We start from the raw sequence: 16559 nt of genomic DNA on the forward strand, positions 1-16559 counted from the left end.
TTAATCATTAATATATTAATACAAATAAAAAAGACAACTCAAAAAAGCTGTCTTAATGATTAATATTTTGAATAACAATCAGTAATTCTTTACCAAACCTTTTACAATTTTGATAACATTCGGCATTGCTTTGTTGGCAGCTTCCAAAACCTCTTCGTGAGAAACAGCAAAGGAAATATCTGGTCCTCCTAAATCTGTAATGATGGAAAGACAGAAACAATCCATACCTTGATGCTTTGCAACAATAACTTCAGGAACGGTGCTCATTCCAACAGCATCTCCGCCAATGGCTTTTACCATTCCATATTCGGCAGGTGTTTCAAAAGTTGGACCTGATAATGCGACATAGACACCTTCTTTTAAATCTATTTTTTCTTGAACGGCAATGTTTTTAGCCAATTCAATCATTTTTCGATTGTAAGGCTCACTCATATCAACAAAACGGGGGCCTAATTCATCAATGTTTTTACCTCTCAACGGATGTTCCGGCATCATATTGATATGATCTGTCAATACCATAATGTCAGCTACTTTGAAGTTTGGATTTACACCTCCACAAGCATTAGACAAAATCAAATTCTTGATTCCCAACAAGTGAAAAACTCGAAACGGAAAAGTAACAGTTTCCATAGAATGACCTTCATAATAATGAAATCTTCCGCTCATCATCAAAACTTTTTTGCCTTCAAGAATTCCGTAAATCAGTTTTCCGCCGTGACCAACAACTGTAGTTTGGGGAAAGTTTGGAATGTCTTTGTAATCTAAAGTATGAATTGCCTCCACCTCGTGCTGAAGTTTTCCAAGACCAGAACCCAAAACTATAGCAAAATCAGGAGTTTCCCCGATAATGTTTTTGATGAATTCTGCTGTTTCTTTAAACTTTTCTAACATAGTTTTGAATGATATTGTTGAACTCTTCCGGTTTGTCTATCTCCACATTGATGGGCCAATAATAGATTTTATTTCGAAGATAATCAAATGTTTTCAGGCGGACATAATCTTTCTCAGTTGTTAGAATGACTTTATATTCACCCAATTTTTTATACTCAGCCGTAATATTTTTGATGTCATCATCCGTAAAATTATGATGGTCTTTGAACTGAAGATGTTTAATTTTTTTATTGTACTTCGAAATTTCTTTCAGGAGCTGAGAAGGATTTGCAATTCCGGTAATCAACAAAACATCATAATAGTCCAGATTTTTCACAGGCATCATTTTATCAATTCCAAGAATATTTTCATCATAAGAAATGGATGAAAAAAATACTTTCTGATAATGCTGAGGTCTGATTCTGGAAATGTAATATTGCTTTTTCTCTTCAGTCAAATCATCCGGACATTTTGTGACCATTATTACATTCGCACGACTCATGCCGTGTCTGCTTTCACGAAGATCACCAGCTGGTAAAATGAAATCTTTGAAATAAGGATCATTGTAATCTGTCAAAAGAAGATTCATCCCCGGCTTTATCGCACGATGCTGAAAACTGTCATCCAGAAGAAGAACATCAAGATCCATATCTTCGATGATTTTTTTTGCGCCGTAAACACGGTCTTCACAAACGCCAATGACGAAACGATTACGAAAACGCTCAAACAACTGCATCGGTTCATCGCCAACCAGTTTATAATTGCTGTCGTAGTTCACAATGGCATAACCTTTTGTCACACGTCCGTAACCTCGAGAAAGCACGCCTGTTCTGTAAAATTTGGACAGATATTCTGCCAAATACATTACCATTGGTGATTTTCCGCTACCACCAACCGACAAGTTTCCGACACCAATTATTGGTGTTCTGAATTTCGTAGAAGAAAAAATTCCCCAATCATACATTCGGTTTCTAATAGAAGTTCCCAAATGATAACCCAAGGAAAAAGGGTAGAGATACCATCTTTTCATATGAGGCAAAAATACACTTTTTAAGTTTTTAATACCAAGTAATTGATTATTGACTATGTTAAAAATTTAAACTTTCCAATGATTATTTGAAAACCTTATCTTTGCACTCTTATATAGAATCGTATGATATTATCTATGACAGGTTTTGGGAGAGCCGAAACTGTTTATCAAGGAACAAAAATAACTGTTGACATCAAATCGCTGAACAGCAAAAATTTTGATTTGAATGTTAAAATACCGCTTAGATTTAAAGAGAAAGAATTCGATATTAGGAAATTTTTGAATGATAAAATCCTTCGTGGAAAAGTAGATTGCTACATCAACTGCGAAAGTTTGGAAGATAGTAATGAAGTGAAAATCAACCAAGTTGTTGTCAAGAATTATATCGAGCAATTGAGATCAGTTGCTTCTGACGCACCAGAATTTGAATATCTGAAAATGGCAGTTAGAATGCCAGATGTTTTATCAACTAAAAATTCTGACTTGGAAGAAGATGAGTGGAAAGCGCTTCTGGAAGTTGTTCAAGAATCCGTTGCCAGATTTATAGAATTCCGTCAAACAGAAGGAAATAATTTAGCTGAAGAAATTGAGAAAATCGTTCAGAATATCGAATATAACTTAAGTCAGGTTGCACAATACGAAGAAGAAAGAATCCAGCCTATTAAAGATAGATATCAAACGGCGCTTAAGAATTTTGAGAATGTAGATGAAACAAGATATTATCAAGAGATGGTTTATTTTGTTGAAAAATTAGATATTTCAGAAGAAAAAGTTCGTCTTTCCCAACATATCAAATATTATCTTGAAGTAATGAAGAACGAAGATTTCAATGGAAAGAAGCTTGGTTTTATTGCTCAGGAAATGGGAAGAGAAATCAATACTTTGGGCTCAAAAGCTAATCATTCTGAGATTCAGAAATTAGTGGTTGAGATGAAGGATGATTTGGAAAAAATCAAGGAGCAAACGCTGAATGTTCTTTAGAAATGTATTTTAGAAACTTATGAATTTTTCGATTAAGTTTTTATTGATATTCTTTTTTGCGATTGTAAAATCACAAAATGTAGATTCTCTTGCCAATATTCCTACTGAATTGAAAGAAACTGAAATCAGAATTTATAAAGACAGAGGAATTACAAATAGCGGTTTTGTTTTCAGAATTTATAAAGAAGATAAAATTTGGAAAGCGAATTTAATTCAGTGGTTTTTACCAAAAGAACTCAGCACAGATGAATTTGAATTAATAAAACCCAAAATTACAATTCTGAAATCTGAAAAATCGATGGAGGAAATTTTTGAGAATTTTGAGGCTAGAAATATAAAATATCTTCCAAAAGAGGAATTTTTTCAATATAAAAAAGAAAAGAGCGAAGTTATATTTGATGAAGATGAAAAAGAATTTGTTGTATTAAAAAAGATAAGTGGAATTTTAGATGGAACTGGTTATTCTGTAAAATATCAATCAGGAAAGCAACAAAATGAATTTCATTATAGTAATCCGGAGTCATATTTAAATAAATTCCCAGAGATTGATGAACTCAATGATTTCGTAGATATTCTAAAATACATCAGAAAAGAATTTAATATAGAATTTTAAAAATCAAATTTTGAAAGAAAAAGTTATCATATTCTCCGCACCATCCGGAAGTGGAAAAACAACGCTAGTAAAACACGGGCTTTCTGTAGTTCCACAACTAAGTTTTTCAATTTCGGCAACTACAAGACAACAGCGAGGCGAGGAAAAAAACGGACAAGATTATTATTTTTTGACACCGGAAGAATTCAGAGCTAAAATCTCAGAAGATGGATTTGTAGAATTCGAGGAAGTTTATACGGACAAATATTATGGAACTCTGAAATCCGAAGTCGAAAGAATCTGGCAAGAAGGAAAAGTTGTGATTTTTGATGTGGATGTAAAAGGTGGAATCCGACTGAAAGAGATTTTCGGAGACAAAGCATTGTCAATTTTTGTAATGCCTCCAAGCATTGCCGAGTTGGAACAGAGATTGATAAAAAGAAATACCGACTGCGCAGAAACCATCAAAACCAGAGTGGAAAAAGCAGGCGAAGAAATGACTTATCAAAAACACTTCGATAAAATTATTGTGAATACAGATTTGGACACTGCAAAAGCGGAAGTCGAGAAAATAATCAATAACTTTATCAACGAATAAAATCTGAAAGCACGTAATGGAAAATACATTAGACATTGCCATCAATAATATGCCTGTAAAAGGTTTTCTTGACCTCAAAGAATTTGCAATTCCGACAGGCGATGACCTTGTGAAAGCAATTCACAATCTTAAAAAAGAAAAAAATGCCGTTATTTTAGCGCATTATTATCAGCCAGGTCCTATACAGGATATCGCAGATTTTCTTGGTGATTCTTTACAGTTAGCAAGACAGGCGAAGGAAACCGATGCCGATATGATTGCTTTTTGTGGCGTTCACTTTATGGCAGAAGCGGCGAAAATCCTTAATCCAACCAAAAAAGTAGTTCTTCCAGATACTTTGGCTGGCTGTTCTTTAGCAGACGGTTGTTCCGCAGACGGTCTTAACAAGATGCGTGAGCAATATCCAAATGCTTTGGTAGCAACTTACATCAACTGTAATGCGGAAACCAAAGCGGCTTCTGATATTATCGTGACAAGTTCCAATGCTGAGCAAATCATTGAGGCTTTGCCAAAAGACCGACCAATTATTTTCGCACCAGATAAAAATTTGGGAAGATATTTGAGTAAGAAAACGGGTCGAGATATGATTCTTTGGGACGGAAGTTGCATCGTGCACGAGGCGTTTTCTATGGAAAGAATTGCGCAACAATTGGCAGACCACCCCAATGCAAAATTGATTGCTCATCCAGAAAGCGAAACCCCAGTTTTAGAACTAGCACATTTCATCGGTTCCACTTCAGCACTTTTGAATTATGTTGAGCAGGACGATTGTCAGCAGTTCATTATCGCAACGGAAGAAGGGATTCTTCACGAGATGAGAAAACGTGCACCACACAAATCTCTGATTCCGGCTTTGGTTTTTGACGAGAGCTGCAATTGTTCAGAATGTTTCTTTATGAAGAGAAACACGCTGGAAAAACTCTATCTGTGTATGAAGTACGAACTTCCAGAAATCACGATGGATGAGGACATTCGCCTAAAAGCACTCAAGCCAATCGAAGCAATGCTGGAACTTTCCAAAAGCATCAAATAAAATTTAAAAACCTTGTCTTAATAGATGAGGTTTTTTATTTTTAGCAAATGAAATCAAAAATCATTTTAGAAGACATAAAAATCTATGCTTATCACGGTGTTTTGCCAGAAGAAGCTTTGATTGGAAACAATTATATCATTAATGCAGAATTTCATGCAGACCTGGAAAAAGCTTCTGAGTCTGATGATCTTAATGATACTATTAATTATGCCGAGATTAACGATATTATTCATCAGCAAATGGCCATACGTTCCGAGCTGTTGGAACATGTAATTGGTAGAATTATTCAAAGAATAGAAAAAGCATTTCCACAGATTACTTTTATAAAAATCAAATTGACCAAGACCAAACCACCAATGCGCGGCGAGATGAATGGTGTTAGTCTGGAGTTTGAAAAAGAAATTAAATAATTTGAAAAGGCTTTGATAGCCTCAGCCCGACACTTCTTAAGACAATATCACTGTTTTAAAATTGTCACTCTTAGGTTCTTGAAGAGTTTATAATAAGAACGATAATGAAGTCTTAAAATTTGGTATTAAGTTTGATTCCCAGAACTCAAGTACAAAATTTTATGAAGAATTATATTGCAGTAGGAATTGCTGCTTTAGGATTTATTATTGCTGCAGCTCTGCTTGGAAATGCTGTGAAAAACAGAAACAAATCAGAAAATACAGTTTCTGTAACAGGACTAGGTTCCAAAACCTTTACTTCCGATTTAATTTCCTGGTCGGGAAGTTTTTCCAAAAATAGTTTTGAGCTGAAAGCTGCTTATGATGCTTTAGCAGTTGACCGACAAGTAATTTCTCAGTACTTGAAATCAAAAGGTGTGAAGGAAAACGAAATGATTTTTTCAGCTGTAGATATTCAGAAACAGTTCAGAAGTTTTACAGATTCTAGTGGGAATTATCAGCAAGGTGAATTTGCAGGTTATAATCTGACTCAAAGTGTTTCCATAAAATCCAAAGAAGTTGCAAAGATTGAAAATATCTCCAGAAATATCACGGAAATCATCAATCGTGGAATCGAATTCACATCTTCTTCACCACAATATTTCTACACAAAACTGTCTGATGTAAAACAAGAAATGATAGCCAACGCTACTAAAGATGCAAAAGAACGTGCAGAAAAAATTGCTGAAAATGCAGGTAGCAGTCTTGGAAATTTGAAGAAAGCAACAATGGGCGTGATTCAAATTACGGCTCCTAATTCAAATGAAGATTATTCTTATGGAGGAACTTATAATACGACTTCCAAAGATAAAGAAGCAAGCATTACCATAAAACTCGAATACGAGGTCGATTAAAGTAAAGGAGCAAATATTTGCTCCTTTATAATTTTGTTTTACTGTCAAAAACCAAGGTAACAGGCCCGTCATTGATTAAAGAAACTTTCATATCTGCGCCGAAGATTCCGCTTTCGGTTTTGAGGCCAGATTTTTTCATTTCATCTTTAAAATATTCGAAAAGCGGAATGGCTTTGTCTGGTCTTGCAGCTTTGATGTAAGAAGGGCGGTTTCCTTTTTTATAATCAGAAATCAATGTGAATTGGCTGATACAAAGGATTTCTCCATTGATATCTTTTACAGAATGATTCATTTTTCCTTCGTCATCAGAAAAAACTCTTACGTCAATAATTTTTTTGACAAGCCAATCTGCATCGGTATTCTCATCGCTTTCATCAACGCCAATCAAAAGCATCAATCCTTTTCCAATTTCTCCAACAATTTTGTTGTCTACTTTTACGCTTGCTTCGGAAACACGTTGTATTACTACTCTCATTTTAATTATAGATATCTAAAATATTGGAGGCAGCATTATAACTGTATCCATAAGTTTTTGGGGCTATTTTTGCTACACTATTGTCTGTTGGTTGACCGGTAATCAAAATCCATTGTGAACCATCTTTTGGACAATAAACAGACGTGTCATTTTTAACTTCCAAAGTTGTATCTGTATCAGGACAAATATGTGGTGCATTTCTGTCATAAACTTTGAAGCCGGTTGTTGTTCTTACGACAATTAATCCTCTTGTTCCAGCTCCTACTTCATTAACATAAACCCACGATCCAACGGTTTGTAATTTATAATATAAAGGTAAACTAAGATTAAGCTGTACAGAAACGGTAGAATTTGGAAAACAGCTTACGGTTTCATTCCTTTCGCTACAAGAATTGTTGATGGTTAAAATACTGATAATCAAAAATAATGCTAATGATGATGCGATTTTTTTAGCTTTCATTTCAAAATAAATTATATATTTGTAAACTCAATTCGAGACAAATTAGTATCCGGCAAAGGTCGGATTATTTTTTTATACAAACGATAAATTTTATTGTTATGAACTACGTAACCAAAGAAGGTTTGGACAAGATGAAAGCCGAACTGGAGCAACTAGAAACGATTGAAAGACCAAAAATAACTCAGCAGATTGCTGAAGCAAGAGATAAAGGTGACCTGTCTGAAAATGCAGAGTACGACGCAGCCAAAGAGGCACAAGGGATGTTGGAAATGAGAATTTCTAAGCTGAAAGATGTTATTTCTACATCCAAAATCATCGATGGAAGTCAGCTTGACCTTAGCAAAGTATCTATCCTTACAACGGTTAGATTGAAAAATAATGCAACTAAAGGAGAACAAAAGTTTACTTTGGTTCCTGATAATGAAAGTGATATAAAATCTGGCAAAATTTCTGTGAATACGCCAATTGCTAAAGGGCTTTTGGGGAAAGCTGTTGGTGAAACTGCAGATATTGTTTTGCCAAACGGTAACAAACTTTCTTTTGAGGTTTTAGAAATCTCATTATAAAATAAAATGTGGATGTTGGTTTAATAATTGCTGAAAATTAAAATCAATATTAAAAAATTATGAGCACTATTTTTTCTAAAATCATCAGCGGAGAAATTCCAAGTTATAAAATAGCAGAAGATGAAAAGCATATTGCTTTTCTAGATGCAATGCCTTTGGTAAAAGGTCATACTTTGGTTGTTCCGAAAAAGGAAACAGATTTGATTTTCGATTTAGATTCTGAAGACTATAAAGAACTTTGGGCTTTTACTCAGGATATTGCAAAACAAATCAAAAAAGCTATTCCTTGTAAAAGAGTTGGCATAGCAGTTGTAGGTCTGGAAGTTCCTCATGCTCATATACATTTGATACCACTTAATAGTATGGATGATCTTAATTTTAAAAACGTCAGGTTGATTTTTTCTCCAGAAGAGTACAAAGAAATTCAAGAATCCATAACAAAAGCATAAAAGAAGTCTTGCACTTCTTTTTTTAATTTTAGAACTTAAGAAAATTATGAATCCAAATCAATGTTCATTTTGTGGAAGAAAAAAGGATGAAGTTCAAATCCTAATTTCTGGACAAAATGGCTTTATATGCGAAAATTGTATTGAACAAGCACATTCTATCGTAAAAGATAGTGTAAATAAAACTTCAGATTCTGCTTCTATGGCAGCATCTCTGGAAGAACTTAAAAAACCAAAAGAAATAAAAGCTTTCCTTGACGAATATGTGATTGGTCAGGATCAAGCAAAAAAACAATTGTCGATTGCAGTTTATAATCATTACAAAAGATTATTACATGCGCAAGATGAAAATCGTGAAGTCGAGATTGAAAAATCGAACATCATAATGATTGGCGAAACAGGAACGGGAAAAACTTTGTTGGCAAAAACTATTGCGAAACAACTGAATGTTCCTTTTTGTATCGTAGATGCGACAATTCTTACAGAAGCTGGTTATGTTGGGGAAGATGTAGAAAGTATTCTTTCGAGATTATTGATGGTTGCAGATTATGATGTAGAAAAAGCGGAAAAAGGAATTGTTTTTATTGATGAGATTGATAAAATTGCTAGAAAATCAGATAACCCAAGCATCACAAGAGATGTTTCCGGTGAAGGTGTGCAGCAAGGTTTATTGAAATTGTTAGAAGGAAGTATTGTTAATGTTCCGCCTCAAGGTGGTCGTAAACATCCTGATCAAAAATATATTCAAGTTAATACTCAAAATATTTTGTTCATTGCTGGTGGTGCTTTTGACGGGATGAAGGAGATTATCGAGAGAAGATTGAATAAGCAAGCCATTGGTTTTTCTGCGGAAAAAATCAATAAAGTAGAAGAGGAAGATTACATCCTAAGTCAGATCAATGCAATCGATTTGAAGAGTTTTGGATTGATACCCGAACTTTTGGGGAGATTTCCAATTATTACTTATCTTGATAGATTGACAAAAGAGACCCTGGTTAGAATTATGAAAGAACCAAAAAATTCTATCATAAATCAATATACAGAACTTTTCAAAATGGATAACGTTTCGCTGGAATTTACTGATCAGGCGATTGAAGAAATTGTAGAAGATACCATGAATAAAGGTTTAGGTGCGAGAGGACTGAGAGGGACAACCGAAAAGGTTTTGGAAGATTATATGTTTGATATTGAAAATAATTCGACCGTAAAAATTGAATCAATATTATAAAATCGTTAATTGTTTACATATTTTTTTAAGTATTTATAAAATTAATATATTTGCAATAAGAACACATATACACAATGATACGAAAATTATTTATTCTAAAACTAATACTTTTTAACGGTATTGTTTTTTCCCAGAACATACTTACTTATGTTGGAGCTTCTGCATTGGTTACGATACAATCCCAGACTTTATTATATAATGGTGGCGGGCTTGAAACTGCTGGCAGTGCGATCATAAATAACTCGGGAAATGTAGTGCTGAATGCGTCATCTTCGGACATGCTAAAAGTTGGCAGTAGCTCAAGTTTTAATTTGAAGCTTGCTTCCACAACAAGTTATGGACAGTTGTATATTAAGGGTATTCCCCAAACTAATATCACAGGGAAAGTGAACAAAGAATACCGAGCAGACGTTAATAGCGGAACTACTGCGAGACAACAGGTAGGTTTGCCTTTTTTCAATTATAAAATTTCTGATCTTGTTTCGAACATTACCAGTAGCCCAAGTAATACGGCAGGCAACTATTTAAATGTTACTAATGGTTCAAATAATTCTGCAGGACGTTTTAGCCCAAGCTCTGTTTTCAAATGGAATAATGCAAGAGCAAGGTTTGATCAGATTGTTTCAGGAGGCGATCTTAATACAGTTAATGTAGGAACGGCGTTAGATTATTACATTATTCCGAGAAGGAACAGTGCCGGTACAGTTGTTTGGGATGCCGCTAATACAGGAAATGTGACCACTTTTTCGGGGACACCTGTTTCCGACATAACTACTGTTCAATCATTATCTCTAACGGGAGCTGCTGCTGGTATAAGCTTTGGTTTTAACGGTTCTTCTGCCAATTATTTTGGTGAGAAATATAGAACATATCTGGATGACCCATTTCAGTCCAAGACAAGCAATGGTGGAAACTGGGATACCAATTATGGTAAAAACTTGTATCAGGTTGCCAATCCTTTCCTGACAAATATTGATCTTAAATATATAGGTCAGTCTGAAACACCTAACTCTGATGGTAATGCAATTCCTAATTTGCAGGGAGTTGCCTATTACACATCGGGACTTACTTGGACAAAAGCGAGTGGAACCGGTTATCCTTCGGAAAATAATAATGGAAGCAGTAACGGAACTGCCGGAAGAACTATAGTGATGACAGCGAGTAATGGTGTCTTTCAGGCAGGGGATGTTAGCGCAAACAGGTTAATCATCAAGCCGATGGGAGAGTTTATGATCAAGCTTTCCACAGATAATGGAAATAATACTGAATCTAAAATAGACTTTACGGCACTTAGAAGATTTTCTAATGTTTCAAGAAACAATACTACGGACACAACCAATCCGACAAGTAGAACAGCTGATGATACGGATATTCCTGCGGATAAAATCGTGAAGCAGCTGGCTGTAATTATGTATGATAGTGATAGTTTGGAAATAGGCAGAACCTATTATGCCATATCTCCGTCGGCTATTACAGGCAACAATCCCGGCAATACTCTTTTGCAGGGCTATAATAGCGATGACAGCATTATCTATACAAAGGAGGAAAATATAAACGGAGGAGAGGATGTTAACATTTCCACAAAGCTTTACATTAATGAAGCAAATGAAATTGATTTCAAATCAAAAGAAGTACCTTTATATATCAATTATACGACTTCCCCTTATTATGTGGTTTTTGAAGTCTATGAGAAAGGAGAAAGGATGCCGGATGGTTTATCCAACGGTAATAATTTCTATTTAAAAGATTCTCAGGGGCAACTATTTAAGATAGATGATGGCAGCAGTTTTTCTCTAAGTGGAAATCAGAATTTGGGTTTATATTACCAAAAACCGGACGCCACTTTATTGACAGAAAGTGTTCTTGCTTCCCAAACATTTATAGCGAAAAAGGATTCTCATTGGGTTGTCAGATTTGCCAAGAATTGGAACAAGGCTACTGTAGAAGTATATTCGGTTGCTGGGCAGCTTATGAATTCAAAATCTAATATTTCAACCAGTACAGATTATCTTATTCCAGTAAATTATCAGGCGAAGGGCGTATTTGTTGTAAAGGCAACTTCTGAAAAAGGAGAAGTAGTCATCAAAAAGATTGTTAATTAAAACAAAAAACATAATGATGAAGAATTTTTTATTAAAAAAGATATACGGATTTGCTTTTATATTAACAAGTGTACTTGCGTTTGGACAATCTGTTCCACCGCCACCTGAAAATCCAGAATCTGGAGATATTGGAGCTTATCCGGCATCACCAATTGATGATTATTTGGTAGGATTGTTTTTAATTGCATTGATTATGATTGTAACCTTTGTAATAAAATCAAAACAAAGAACATTACAATAAAAAAATACATTTAGTATTATAAAACTCACTTTTCTAGTGAGTTTTTTTTAATTTTATTCTATGAAAAAATTATTAGTCATTAGCAGTTTTTTATTATCTGCTTATGCGTTTGGTCAATTTACCGTAAGCGCAGATATCCCAACATACTTAGCAGATTCTGAAGTTTATTTATATGGATTCAATGGATCAAAAGAAATACTCTATTCAAAAGCTAAAATTACCAATAACAAAGCTGTTTTCAAAGTTGATAAAAAGTATGTTGGAATGATGAGAGCTTTTTTTCAAAAGTCCAATTCGTCCATTAATATGGCTTCTGAAAACTCTGATATTAATTTTAAGGTAGAATTAGATAGTAGAAATAAAATCTCTAATGTAGTTTTTACCGATGCAACCAATCAGCTTTTTAGTAATGATGTAGAACTTCAAAAAAAGCAGGAGTTGATCTTGCCGGCTCTTATTCAGATCAAAGATTATTATAAACCTTCAGAAAGCTTTTATAAATCTTTAGAAACAGAAATTAATGCCCTTTCTAAAAATGATTTTGCACTTTACGCCTCGCATCCATTTTTAGATTTTTATAATAAAAATCAAAAGTATTCTGTCCAAGAAAAGGCGGCTGAAATAAAACCTCAAGATTTTATTGATTTTTACTCAAAATCTGGTGAGTACCTAGAGACATCATTAATCTTAAAACCATCTTTAATTAATTACTTAAATGCATCCAAATCTAATGTTGAAGATGGAGTGGATAAATTGTTGGATGCTGTAAACTTGGAAACACCGCGTGGACAAACGATTTTGTCTGAGCTTATAGATATTTTTAATTCTTACAATATGGATAAGTTGAAGGAAAAATATCTTGCTCAAGCTAATAATCTCAAATGTACAATCAATGACAGGTTATCTTCTACATTAAAGTCGAATAATAATACAGAGATTGGTGCAAAAATGCCTAATAGTACATTAGCTAATTCAATCCATACAAAAGCTAAATCTCTATATGATATCAAAGCTTCTAAGAAAATTGTTGTTTTCTGGTCTTCCACTTGTTCACATTGTGAAGCTGAGTTACCTAAATTACTTGAGAAATATGACAAACTAAAAGCACAGAACATAGAAATTGTCGGTTTCTCGCTGGATAATAGTTTATATGAGTTCAAAAACAAAGCAAATATCTATCCTTGGGTAAGCGCTTCTGAAGGAAAAGGTTGGTATAGTTCTTACGGTGAGACTTATAATATCGTTGCTACGCCTACCTATTTTGTCTTAGATTCTGATAATAAGATTCTTAGCAAGCCTAATCATGTAGGAGATGTTTTAGATTATTTAAAAGTTAATTAAAAATTTGTGGAAATGCAAATAATCCTTATATTTGCACCACAAAAATGGCGAGGTAGCTCAGTTGGTTAGAGCGCAGGATTCATAACCCTGAGGTCACGGGTTCAATTCCCGTCTTCGCTACAACGATAAAACCGTAAATTGATATCAATTTACGGTTTTTTTTTGCCCCAGGTCGTAATTAATGTTTGATTAATCACATCAACTAACTGCTTGAATAAAGTTCTTCCTTAAGTAAAAAATAAATGGAAGTAAGCTATTTAACTTACTTCCATTTGATCACTTGTATTTTTGTGTTTTTATAAATCACAAGTTATTATTGTTATATATAAATCAGTAATAATTATTTACTTTCATATTTCTTCGGAAAAATAGGTTTTGTAGCCGTGGTTAGGAAGTTGGTGAGAATAATTACAGAAATTCTACTATTGTTTAGGTTGTTTTATGTTCTGTAAATCAGGGTTTTGTGTGTTTTTTGGTGTTTTTTTTGTTAGATTAAATTCACTCAAATTAGCCTCATAGAAAATAATATTACCTCTTTATTAATAAAACTATGTATAAGCATTTAATTTTAATAAATTTAAATAACATGAAAATTCAATCACAATAGGCTGATTGATAAAATGTTTGGAATTTCACAAAAATATTTTACAAATAAGTTTGGAGGATAATCTAAAATGTTATACTTTTACAGTGCTTTTGAGACAATCACTCAGGAGCAATAAATTTTTTTTCATCATTTGTGTTTTTAGAATCGTACCTAGTACGGTTCTTTTTTTTGTTCATACATTACCAATAGATTGATAAAATAAGAATATGTCACACTTCCTTCTTGTTGATTTGATTTTAAAAATAAATCATTGGTTACTCCAAAAAAATCGCTGGTGATTCCTTCGTGTTTTTCATAGAAATCTAATTCATTCGTTCTGTCATTTTGCATTTTTTCAGAGTATTGAGAAATAATCTTTAGAACAAAATTCTTATTGTCTAAATTCCTTGACAGAGCTCTTAATAAGCTTTTTAAAACATAAAGTTGAGTGCTGTATTGTAAATCTATATTATTTGTGTTTTTCGCACATAAATAAGCGATAAAACTAGCTTCTTGCTCTCTTGCATAACCAAGCTGATGAGACATCTCGTGGGCCAGCGTAAAAGGAATATTTGTCGCTGGAAGATTTGGATTAAATTGTGATTCTGCAGTGAAAGGATTATAGTATCCCAATATTCCAGTGTAATTCATAAATCCCTTGTAAAGACTAGGTTTTACAGATATAACCTTTACAGTTTGTTTTGGATTAATGTAATTTGGCAAGTGTTTTTGTTGCTCAAGAATTTCATTTTTTACTTGCTGAATATTATTGATCTTAAAAACGCCATTTTTATCTTCGGAAACTTTTTCTCTGGTTTCTTTACAATGCTCAAGATATTTAATCGTTAATGATTTCAAATCAGAATCATTAATTTTCACTTCTTTATTCGAAAGTTTTTTAATAATCAAAGGTTGGAAGTAGAGCATTCCCCAAAAACATTGATAGGTGAAATAGAAAACATTTAAGAAAATTAAAATTCTTTTTAAATGAAGGCTCTTCCGTTGTTTAAATAAACCAATTATCGAAATGATGAAGAATAGAATTACAATCGTATAAATCAAATCTCCAACAGAAAATTCGAAGCTAGAAAATAGTCTTACGTGAAAATTCTTTTTCCATTCAAACAAATTTGAAAAGAATTGAATGGCCAATTCAAACTTAGAAAGGATGTAGAATAACGAAAATTGGGCAACCAAAATGATTGCCCAAAGTTTATTTTTAATAAAGATATTTTTTTTAGTGTCCACCGGATATTTTTTTATCAAAACTAATACCTTGGCTTTTCAGTATTCCACTTACTCTCCACGCATAGAATGCAAGATAAGCAAAACATAAGACTCCAACAATATAACTGTTTTGGATACCAATACTTTCGGAAACAAAACCTTGTAACCAACTTACAATTCCACCTCCCATAATCATCATAATCAAGAAGCTACTTCCTTGGCTGGTGTGTCTTCCCAAACCACTTACGGCTAATGTAAAGATGCAAGGCCAAAGTGTACTACAGAACAACCCAACACTTGTGAAAGCATAGATACTGATGATTCCATCTGTAAACATTCCGATTACTGTTGCAACAATTCCTAATGCGGAGAAAATCAATAGCATTCTTGCAGGATTTCCTTTACTTGCCATATCAGCTCCAATCAAGACTAGGATGATTAATCCGTAAACATAGAATGGAGTCAAATCGTGTTTTGCAATAGCATTTACCAAAAGGAAAACTCCGAATGCTAGATATGGAGCAATAAAACGCAATGTTTTCTGCAAACTCATATTGTCTGTGAAAGCTTCTACAGCTCCAGTCCAACGACCAATCATCAAACTTGCCCAATATAGAGAAATGTAAGGAGAGATTTCTTGTAAAGTATAAAGAACGCCAGTTTCAGAATTAATGATAGATTCCATATAAGCAGGTAAATTACTTGCTGTCGAAACTTCGACACCGACATAGATGAAAATCGCCAACATTCCCAATAATAATTGAGGATATTTCAAAGCTGAGCTTCTTACAACGCCTTCTTCTTTTACAGCTTCTTCGATGGTCTCTGGATGCTCTGGCAATGACGATAGTTTAAGCAAAATAGCTACTGCCAAGAATGCGGCACCTAATATCAAGTAAGGTATTTTTACACTTTCGATGCTCATTTCTGTATTTTCAGAAGCAGCTGAGCCAAATATTGCAAAACTCACAATCAATGGGCCAATTGTAGTCCCAAGATTATTGATTCCTCCAGCTAAAGTTAGTCGTTGAGAACCAGTTTTTACTGGGCCCAAGGCAATAGCTAATGGATTGGCAACGGTTTGTTGTAAAGAAAAACCTAATGCTACAATAAATAGTCCTGAAAGCATCAATGGAAATGACTGCAGGTTCGCTGCGGGATAGAATAATAAAGTTCCAATTGCCGAAATTAATAATCCCAAAGCCAATCCGTTTTTATAACCAATTTTGTTGACCAAATCTTTACGAATGGCTAATGAAATCAGCATATAAATGATTGAACCAACTGTATAAGCGATATAAAAAGCGACAGATACAAGTTGACTTTGACCTTGTGTCAAATCGAATGCTTTTTTGAAAACTGGAATCAGGATATCGTTACTCGCAGCAACAAATCCCCAGAAAAAGAAAACGGTGACAAGCGGAATAAACTGCGCCCAATTGGTTTTTTTTGTTTCCATTATTTAATTTAATTGTTAATG

Annotated in this window: 18 protein-coding genes and 1 tRNA gene; 13 read left to right on the forward strand and 6 right to left on the reverse strand. The window is 33.8% G+C overall.

Features of this window, described 5'->3' with window-relative positions; genetic code table 11:
* Positions 1-78: 78 nt before the first annotated feature.
* Together V7P73_RS12835 and lpxK are read right to left on the reverse strand one after the other, a co-directional pair.
* Entirely contained in the window at positions 79-891 is an 813-nt protein-coding gene (locus tag V7P73_RS12835; RefSeq protein ID WP_089770981.1) for a purine-nucleoside phosphorylase, read from the reverse strand.
* Entirely contained in the window at positions 875-1900 is a 1026-nt protein-coding gene (lpxK, locus tag V7P73_RS12840; protein WP_333854290.1) for a tetraacyldisaccharide 4'-kinase, read from the reverse strand. The genes V7P73_RS12835 and lpxK overlap by 17 nt, the downstream gene beginning before the upstream one ends.
* A gap of 123 nt (positions 1901-2023) precedes the next feature.
* Between lpxK and V7P73_RS12845 the strand changes: the two genes are divergently transcribed.
* The 6 genes from V7P73_RS12845 to V7P73_RS12870 all read left to right on the forward strand — a co-directional run bounded on the left by V7P73_RS12845 (position 2024) and on the right by V7P73_RS12870 (position 6407).
* Complete coding sequence (locus V7P73_RS12845) at positions 2024-2881, forward strand: YicC/YloC family endoribonuclease (protein WP_333854292.1); 858 nt, start codon at positions 2024-2026, stop codon at positions 2879-2881.
* Positions 2882-2900: 19 nt separating this feature from the next.
* Entirely contained in the window at positions 2901-3494 is a 594-nt protein-coding gene (locus tag V7P73_RS12850; RefSeq protein ID WP_333854293.1) for a hypothetical protein, read from the forward strand.
* A 10-nt stretch (positions 3495-3504) separates the two neighbouring features.
* Positions 3505-4071: a guanylate kinase gene (gene gmk / locus V7P73_RS12855; protein WP_333854295.1), complete on the forward strand. Its 567-nt coding sequence runs from the start codon at positions 3505-3507 to the stop codon at positions 4069-4071.
* Between the two features lie 16 nt (positions 4072-4087).
* A complete protein-coding gene (gene nadA / locus V7P73_RS12860) occupies positions 4088-5104 on the forward strand; it encodes a quinolinate synthase NadA (RefSeq protein ID WP_333854296.1) in 1017 nt (338 codons plus the stop codon).
* A 47-nt stretch (positions 5105-5151) separates the two neighbouring features.
* A complete protein-coding gene (gene folB / locus V7P73_RS12865; RefSeq protein ID WP_333854297.1) occupies positions 5152-5514 on the forward strand; it encodes a dihydroneopterin aldolase in 363 nt (120 codons plus the stop codon).
* A 161-nt stretch (positions 5515-5675) separates the two neighbouring features.
* Positions 5676-6407 (forward strand): SIMPL domain-containing protein, encoded by a 732-nt coding sequence (locus V7P73_RS12870; protein WP_333854298.1) that lies wholly within the window; start codon positions 5676-5678, stop codon positions 6405-6407.
* Positions 6408-6432: 25 nt separating this feature from the next.
* Here V7P73_RS12870 and dtd read toward each other — a convergent pair whose 3' ends face one another.
* Together dtd and V7P73_RS12880 are read right to left on the reverse strand one after the other, a co-directional pair.
* The gene (gene dtd, locus V7P73_RS12875; RefSeq protein ID WP_333854299.1) at positions 6433-6882 is read right to left on the reverse strand and encodes a D-aminoacyl-tRNA deacylase; all 450 of its coding nucleotides are present in this window, start codon (positions 6880-6882) and stop codon (positions 6433-6435) included.
* Between the two features lies 1 nt (position 6883).
* Positions 6884-7342, reverse strand: coding sequence for a hypothetical protein (locus V7P73_RS12880; protein WP_312421542.1), 459 nt, complete (start codon positions 7340-7342; stop codon positions 6884-6886).
* 98 nt (positions 7343-7440) lie between these two features.
* Here V7P73_RS12880 and greA point away from each other — a divergent pair, with 98 nt between their 5' ends.
* The 7 genes from greA to V7P73_RS12915 all read left to right on the forward strand — a co-directional run bounded on the left by greA (position 7441) and on the right by V7P73_RS12915 (position 13386).
* Positions 7441-7908: a transcription elongation factor GreA gene (greA, locus tag V7P73_RS12885; RefSeq protein WP_124803902.1), complete on the forward strand. Its 468-nt coding sequence runs from the start codon at positions 7441-7443 to the stop codon at positions 7906-7908.
* Between the two features lie 59 nt (positions 7909-7967).
* Positions 7968-8357 carry an HIT family protein gene (locus tag V7P73_RS12890; protein ID WP_333854300.1) on the forward strand — a complete coding sequence of 130 codons (390 nt, stop codon included), beginning with the start codon at positions 7968-7970 and terminating at the stop codon, positions 8355-8357.
* A gap of 46 nt (positions 8358-8403) precedes the next feature.
* Positions 8404-9582 (forward strand): ATP-dependent Clp protease ATP-binding subunit ClpX, encoded by a 1179-nt coding sequence (gene clpX / locus V7P73_RS12895; RefSeq protein ID WP_333854301.1) that lies wholly within the window; start codon positions 8404-8406, stop codon positions 9580-9582.
* 74 nt (positions 9583-9656) lie between these two features.
* Positions 9657-11684 carry a T9SS type A sorting domain-containing protein gene (locus V7P73_RS12900; RefSeq protein ID WP_333854302.1) on the forward strand — a complete coding sequence of 676 codons (2028 nt, stop codon included), beginning with the start codon at positions 9657-9659 and terminating at the stop codon, positions 11682-11684.
* A gap of 13 nt (positions 11685-11697) precedes the next feature.
* The gene (locus tag V7P73_RS12905) at positions 11698-11925 is read left to right on the forward strand and encodes a hypothetical protein (protein ID WP_333854303.1); all 228 of its coding nucleotides are present in this window, start codon (positions 11698-11700) and stop codon (positions 11923-11925) included.
* Between the two features lie 60 nt (positions 11926-11985).
* Complete coding sequence (locus V7P73_RS12910) at positions 11986-13266, forward strand: peroxiredoxin family protein (RefSeq protein WP_333854304.1); 1281 nt, start codon at positions 11986-11988, stop codon at positions 13264-13266.
* A gap of 46 nt (positions 13267-13312) precedes the next feature.
* Positions 13313-13386, forward strand: a tRNA-Met gene (locus tag V7P73_RS12915).
* 637 nt (positions 13387-14023) lie between these two features.
* Here the strand turns inward: V7P73_RS12915 and V7P73_RS12920 are convergent.
* Positions 14024-15100 carry a DUF3810 domain-containing protein gene (locus V7P73_RS12920; RefSeq protein ID WP_333854305.1) on the reverse strand — a complete coding sequence of 359 codons (1077 nt, stop codon included), beginning with the start codon at positions 15098-15100 and terminating at the stop codon, positions 14024-14026.
* Positions 15090-16538, reverse strand: a complete 1449-nt coding sequence (locus V7P73_RS12925) for an MFS transporter (RefSeq protein WP_333854306.1) — start codon at positions 16536-16538, stop codon at positions 15090-15092. The genes V7P73_RS12920 and V7P73_RS12925 overlap by 11 nt, the downstream gene beginning before the upstream one ends.
* Positions 16539-16559: the final 21 nt, after the last annotated feature.

This window comes from Epilithonimonas sp. (assembly GCF_036780765.1).
Classification (GTDB): Bacteria; Bacteroidota; Bacteroidia; order Flavobacteriales; family Weeksellaceae; genus Epilithonimonas.

Bases quoted from the DNA above. Each gene is read 5' to 3' on its own strand.
- V7P73_RS12835 (WP_089770981.1), bottom strand. From the start codon at position 891: ATGTTAGAAAAGTTTAAAGAAACAGCAGAATTCATCAAAAACATTATC.
- lpxK (WP_333854290.1), bottom strand. From the start codon at position 1,900: ATGAAAAGATGGTATCTCTACCCTTTTTCCTTGGGTTATCATTTGGGA.
- V7P73_RS12845 (WP_333854292.1), top strand. From the start codon at position 2,024: ATGATATTATCTATGACAGGTTTTGGGAGAGCCGAAACTGTTTATCAA.
- V7P73_RS12850 (WP_333854293.1), top strand. From the start codon at position 2,901: ATGAATTTTTCGATTAAGTTTTTATTGATATTCTTTTTTGCGATTGTA.
- nadA (WP_333854296.1), top strand. From the start codon at position 4,088: ATGGAAAATACATTAGACATTGCCATCAATAATATGCCTGTAAAAGGT.
- folB (WP_333854297.1), top strand. From the start codon at position 5,152: ATGAAATCAAAAATCATTTTAGAAGACATAAAAATCTATGCTTATCAC.
- V7P73_RS12870 (WP_333854298.1), top strand. From the start codon at position 5,676: ATGAAGAATTATATTGCAGTAGGAATTGCTGCTTTAGGATTTATTATT.
- dtd (WP_333854299.1), bottom strand. From the start codon at position 6,882: ATGAGAGTAGTAATACAACGTGTTTCCGAAGCAAGCGTAAAAGTAGAC.
- V7P73_RS12880 (WP_312421542.1), bottom strand. From the start codon at position 7,342: ATGAAAGCTAAAAAAATCGCATCATCATTAGCATTATTTTTGATTATC.
- greA (WP_124803902.1), top strand. From the start codon at position 7,441: ATGAACTACGTAACCAAAGAAGGTTTGGACAAGATGAAAGCCGAACTG.
- V7P73_RS12890 (WP_333854300.1), top strand. From the start codon at position 7,968: ATGAGCACTATTTTTTCTAAAATCATCAGCGGAGAAATTCCAAGTTAT.
- clpX (WP_333854301.1), top strand. From the start codon at position 8,404: ATGAATCCAAATCAATGTTCATTTTGTGGAAGAAAAAAGGATGAAGTT.
- V7P73_RS12900 (WP_333854302.1), top strand. From the start codon at position 9,657: ATGATACGAAAATTATTTATTCTAAAACTAATACTTTTTAACGGTATT.
- V7P73_RS12905 (WP_333854303.1), top strand. From the start codon at position 11,698: ATGATGAAGAATTTTTTATTAAAAAAGATATACGGATTTGCTTTTATA.
- V7P73_RS12910 (WP_333854304.1), top strand. From the start codon at position 11,986: ATGAAAAAATTATTAGTCATTAGCAGTTTTTTATTATCTGCTTATGCG.
- V7P73_RS12925 (WP_333854306.1), bottom strand. From the start codon at position 16,538: ATGGAAACAAAAAAAACCAATTGGGCGCAGTTTATTCCGCTTGTCACC.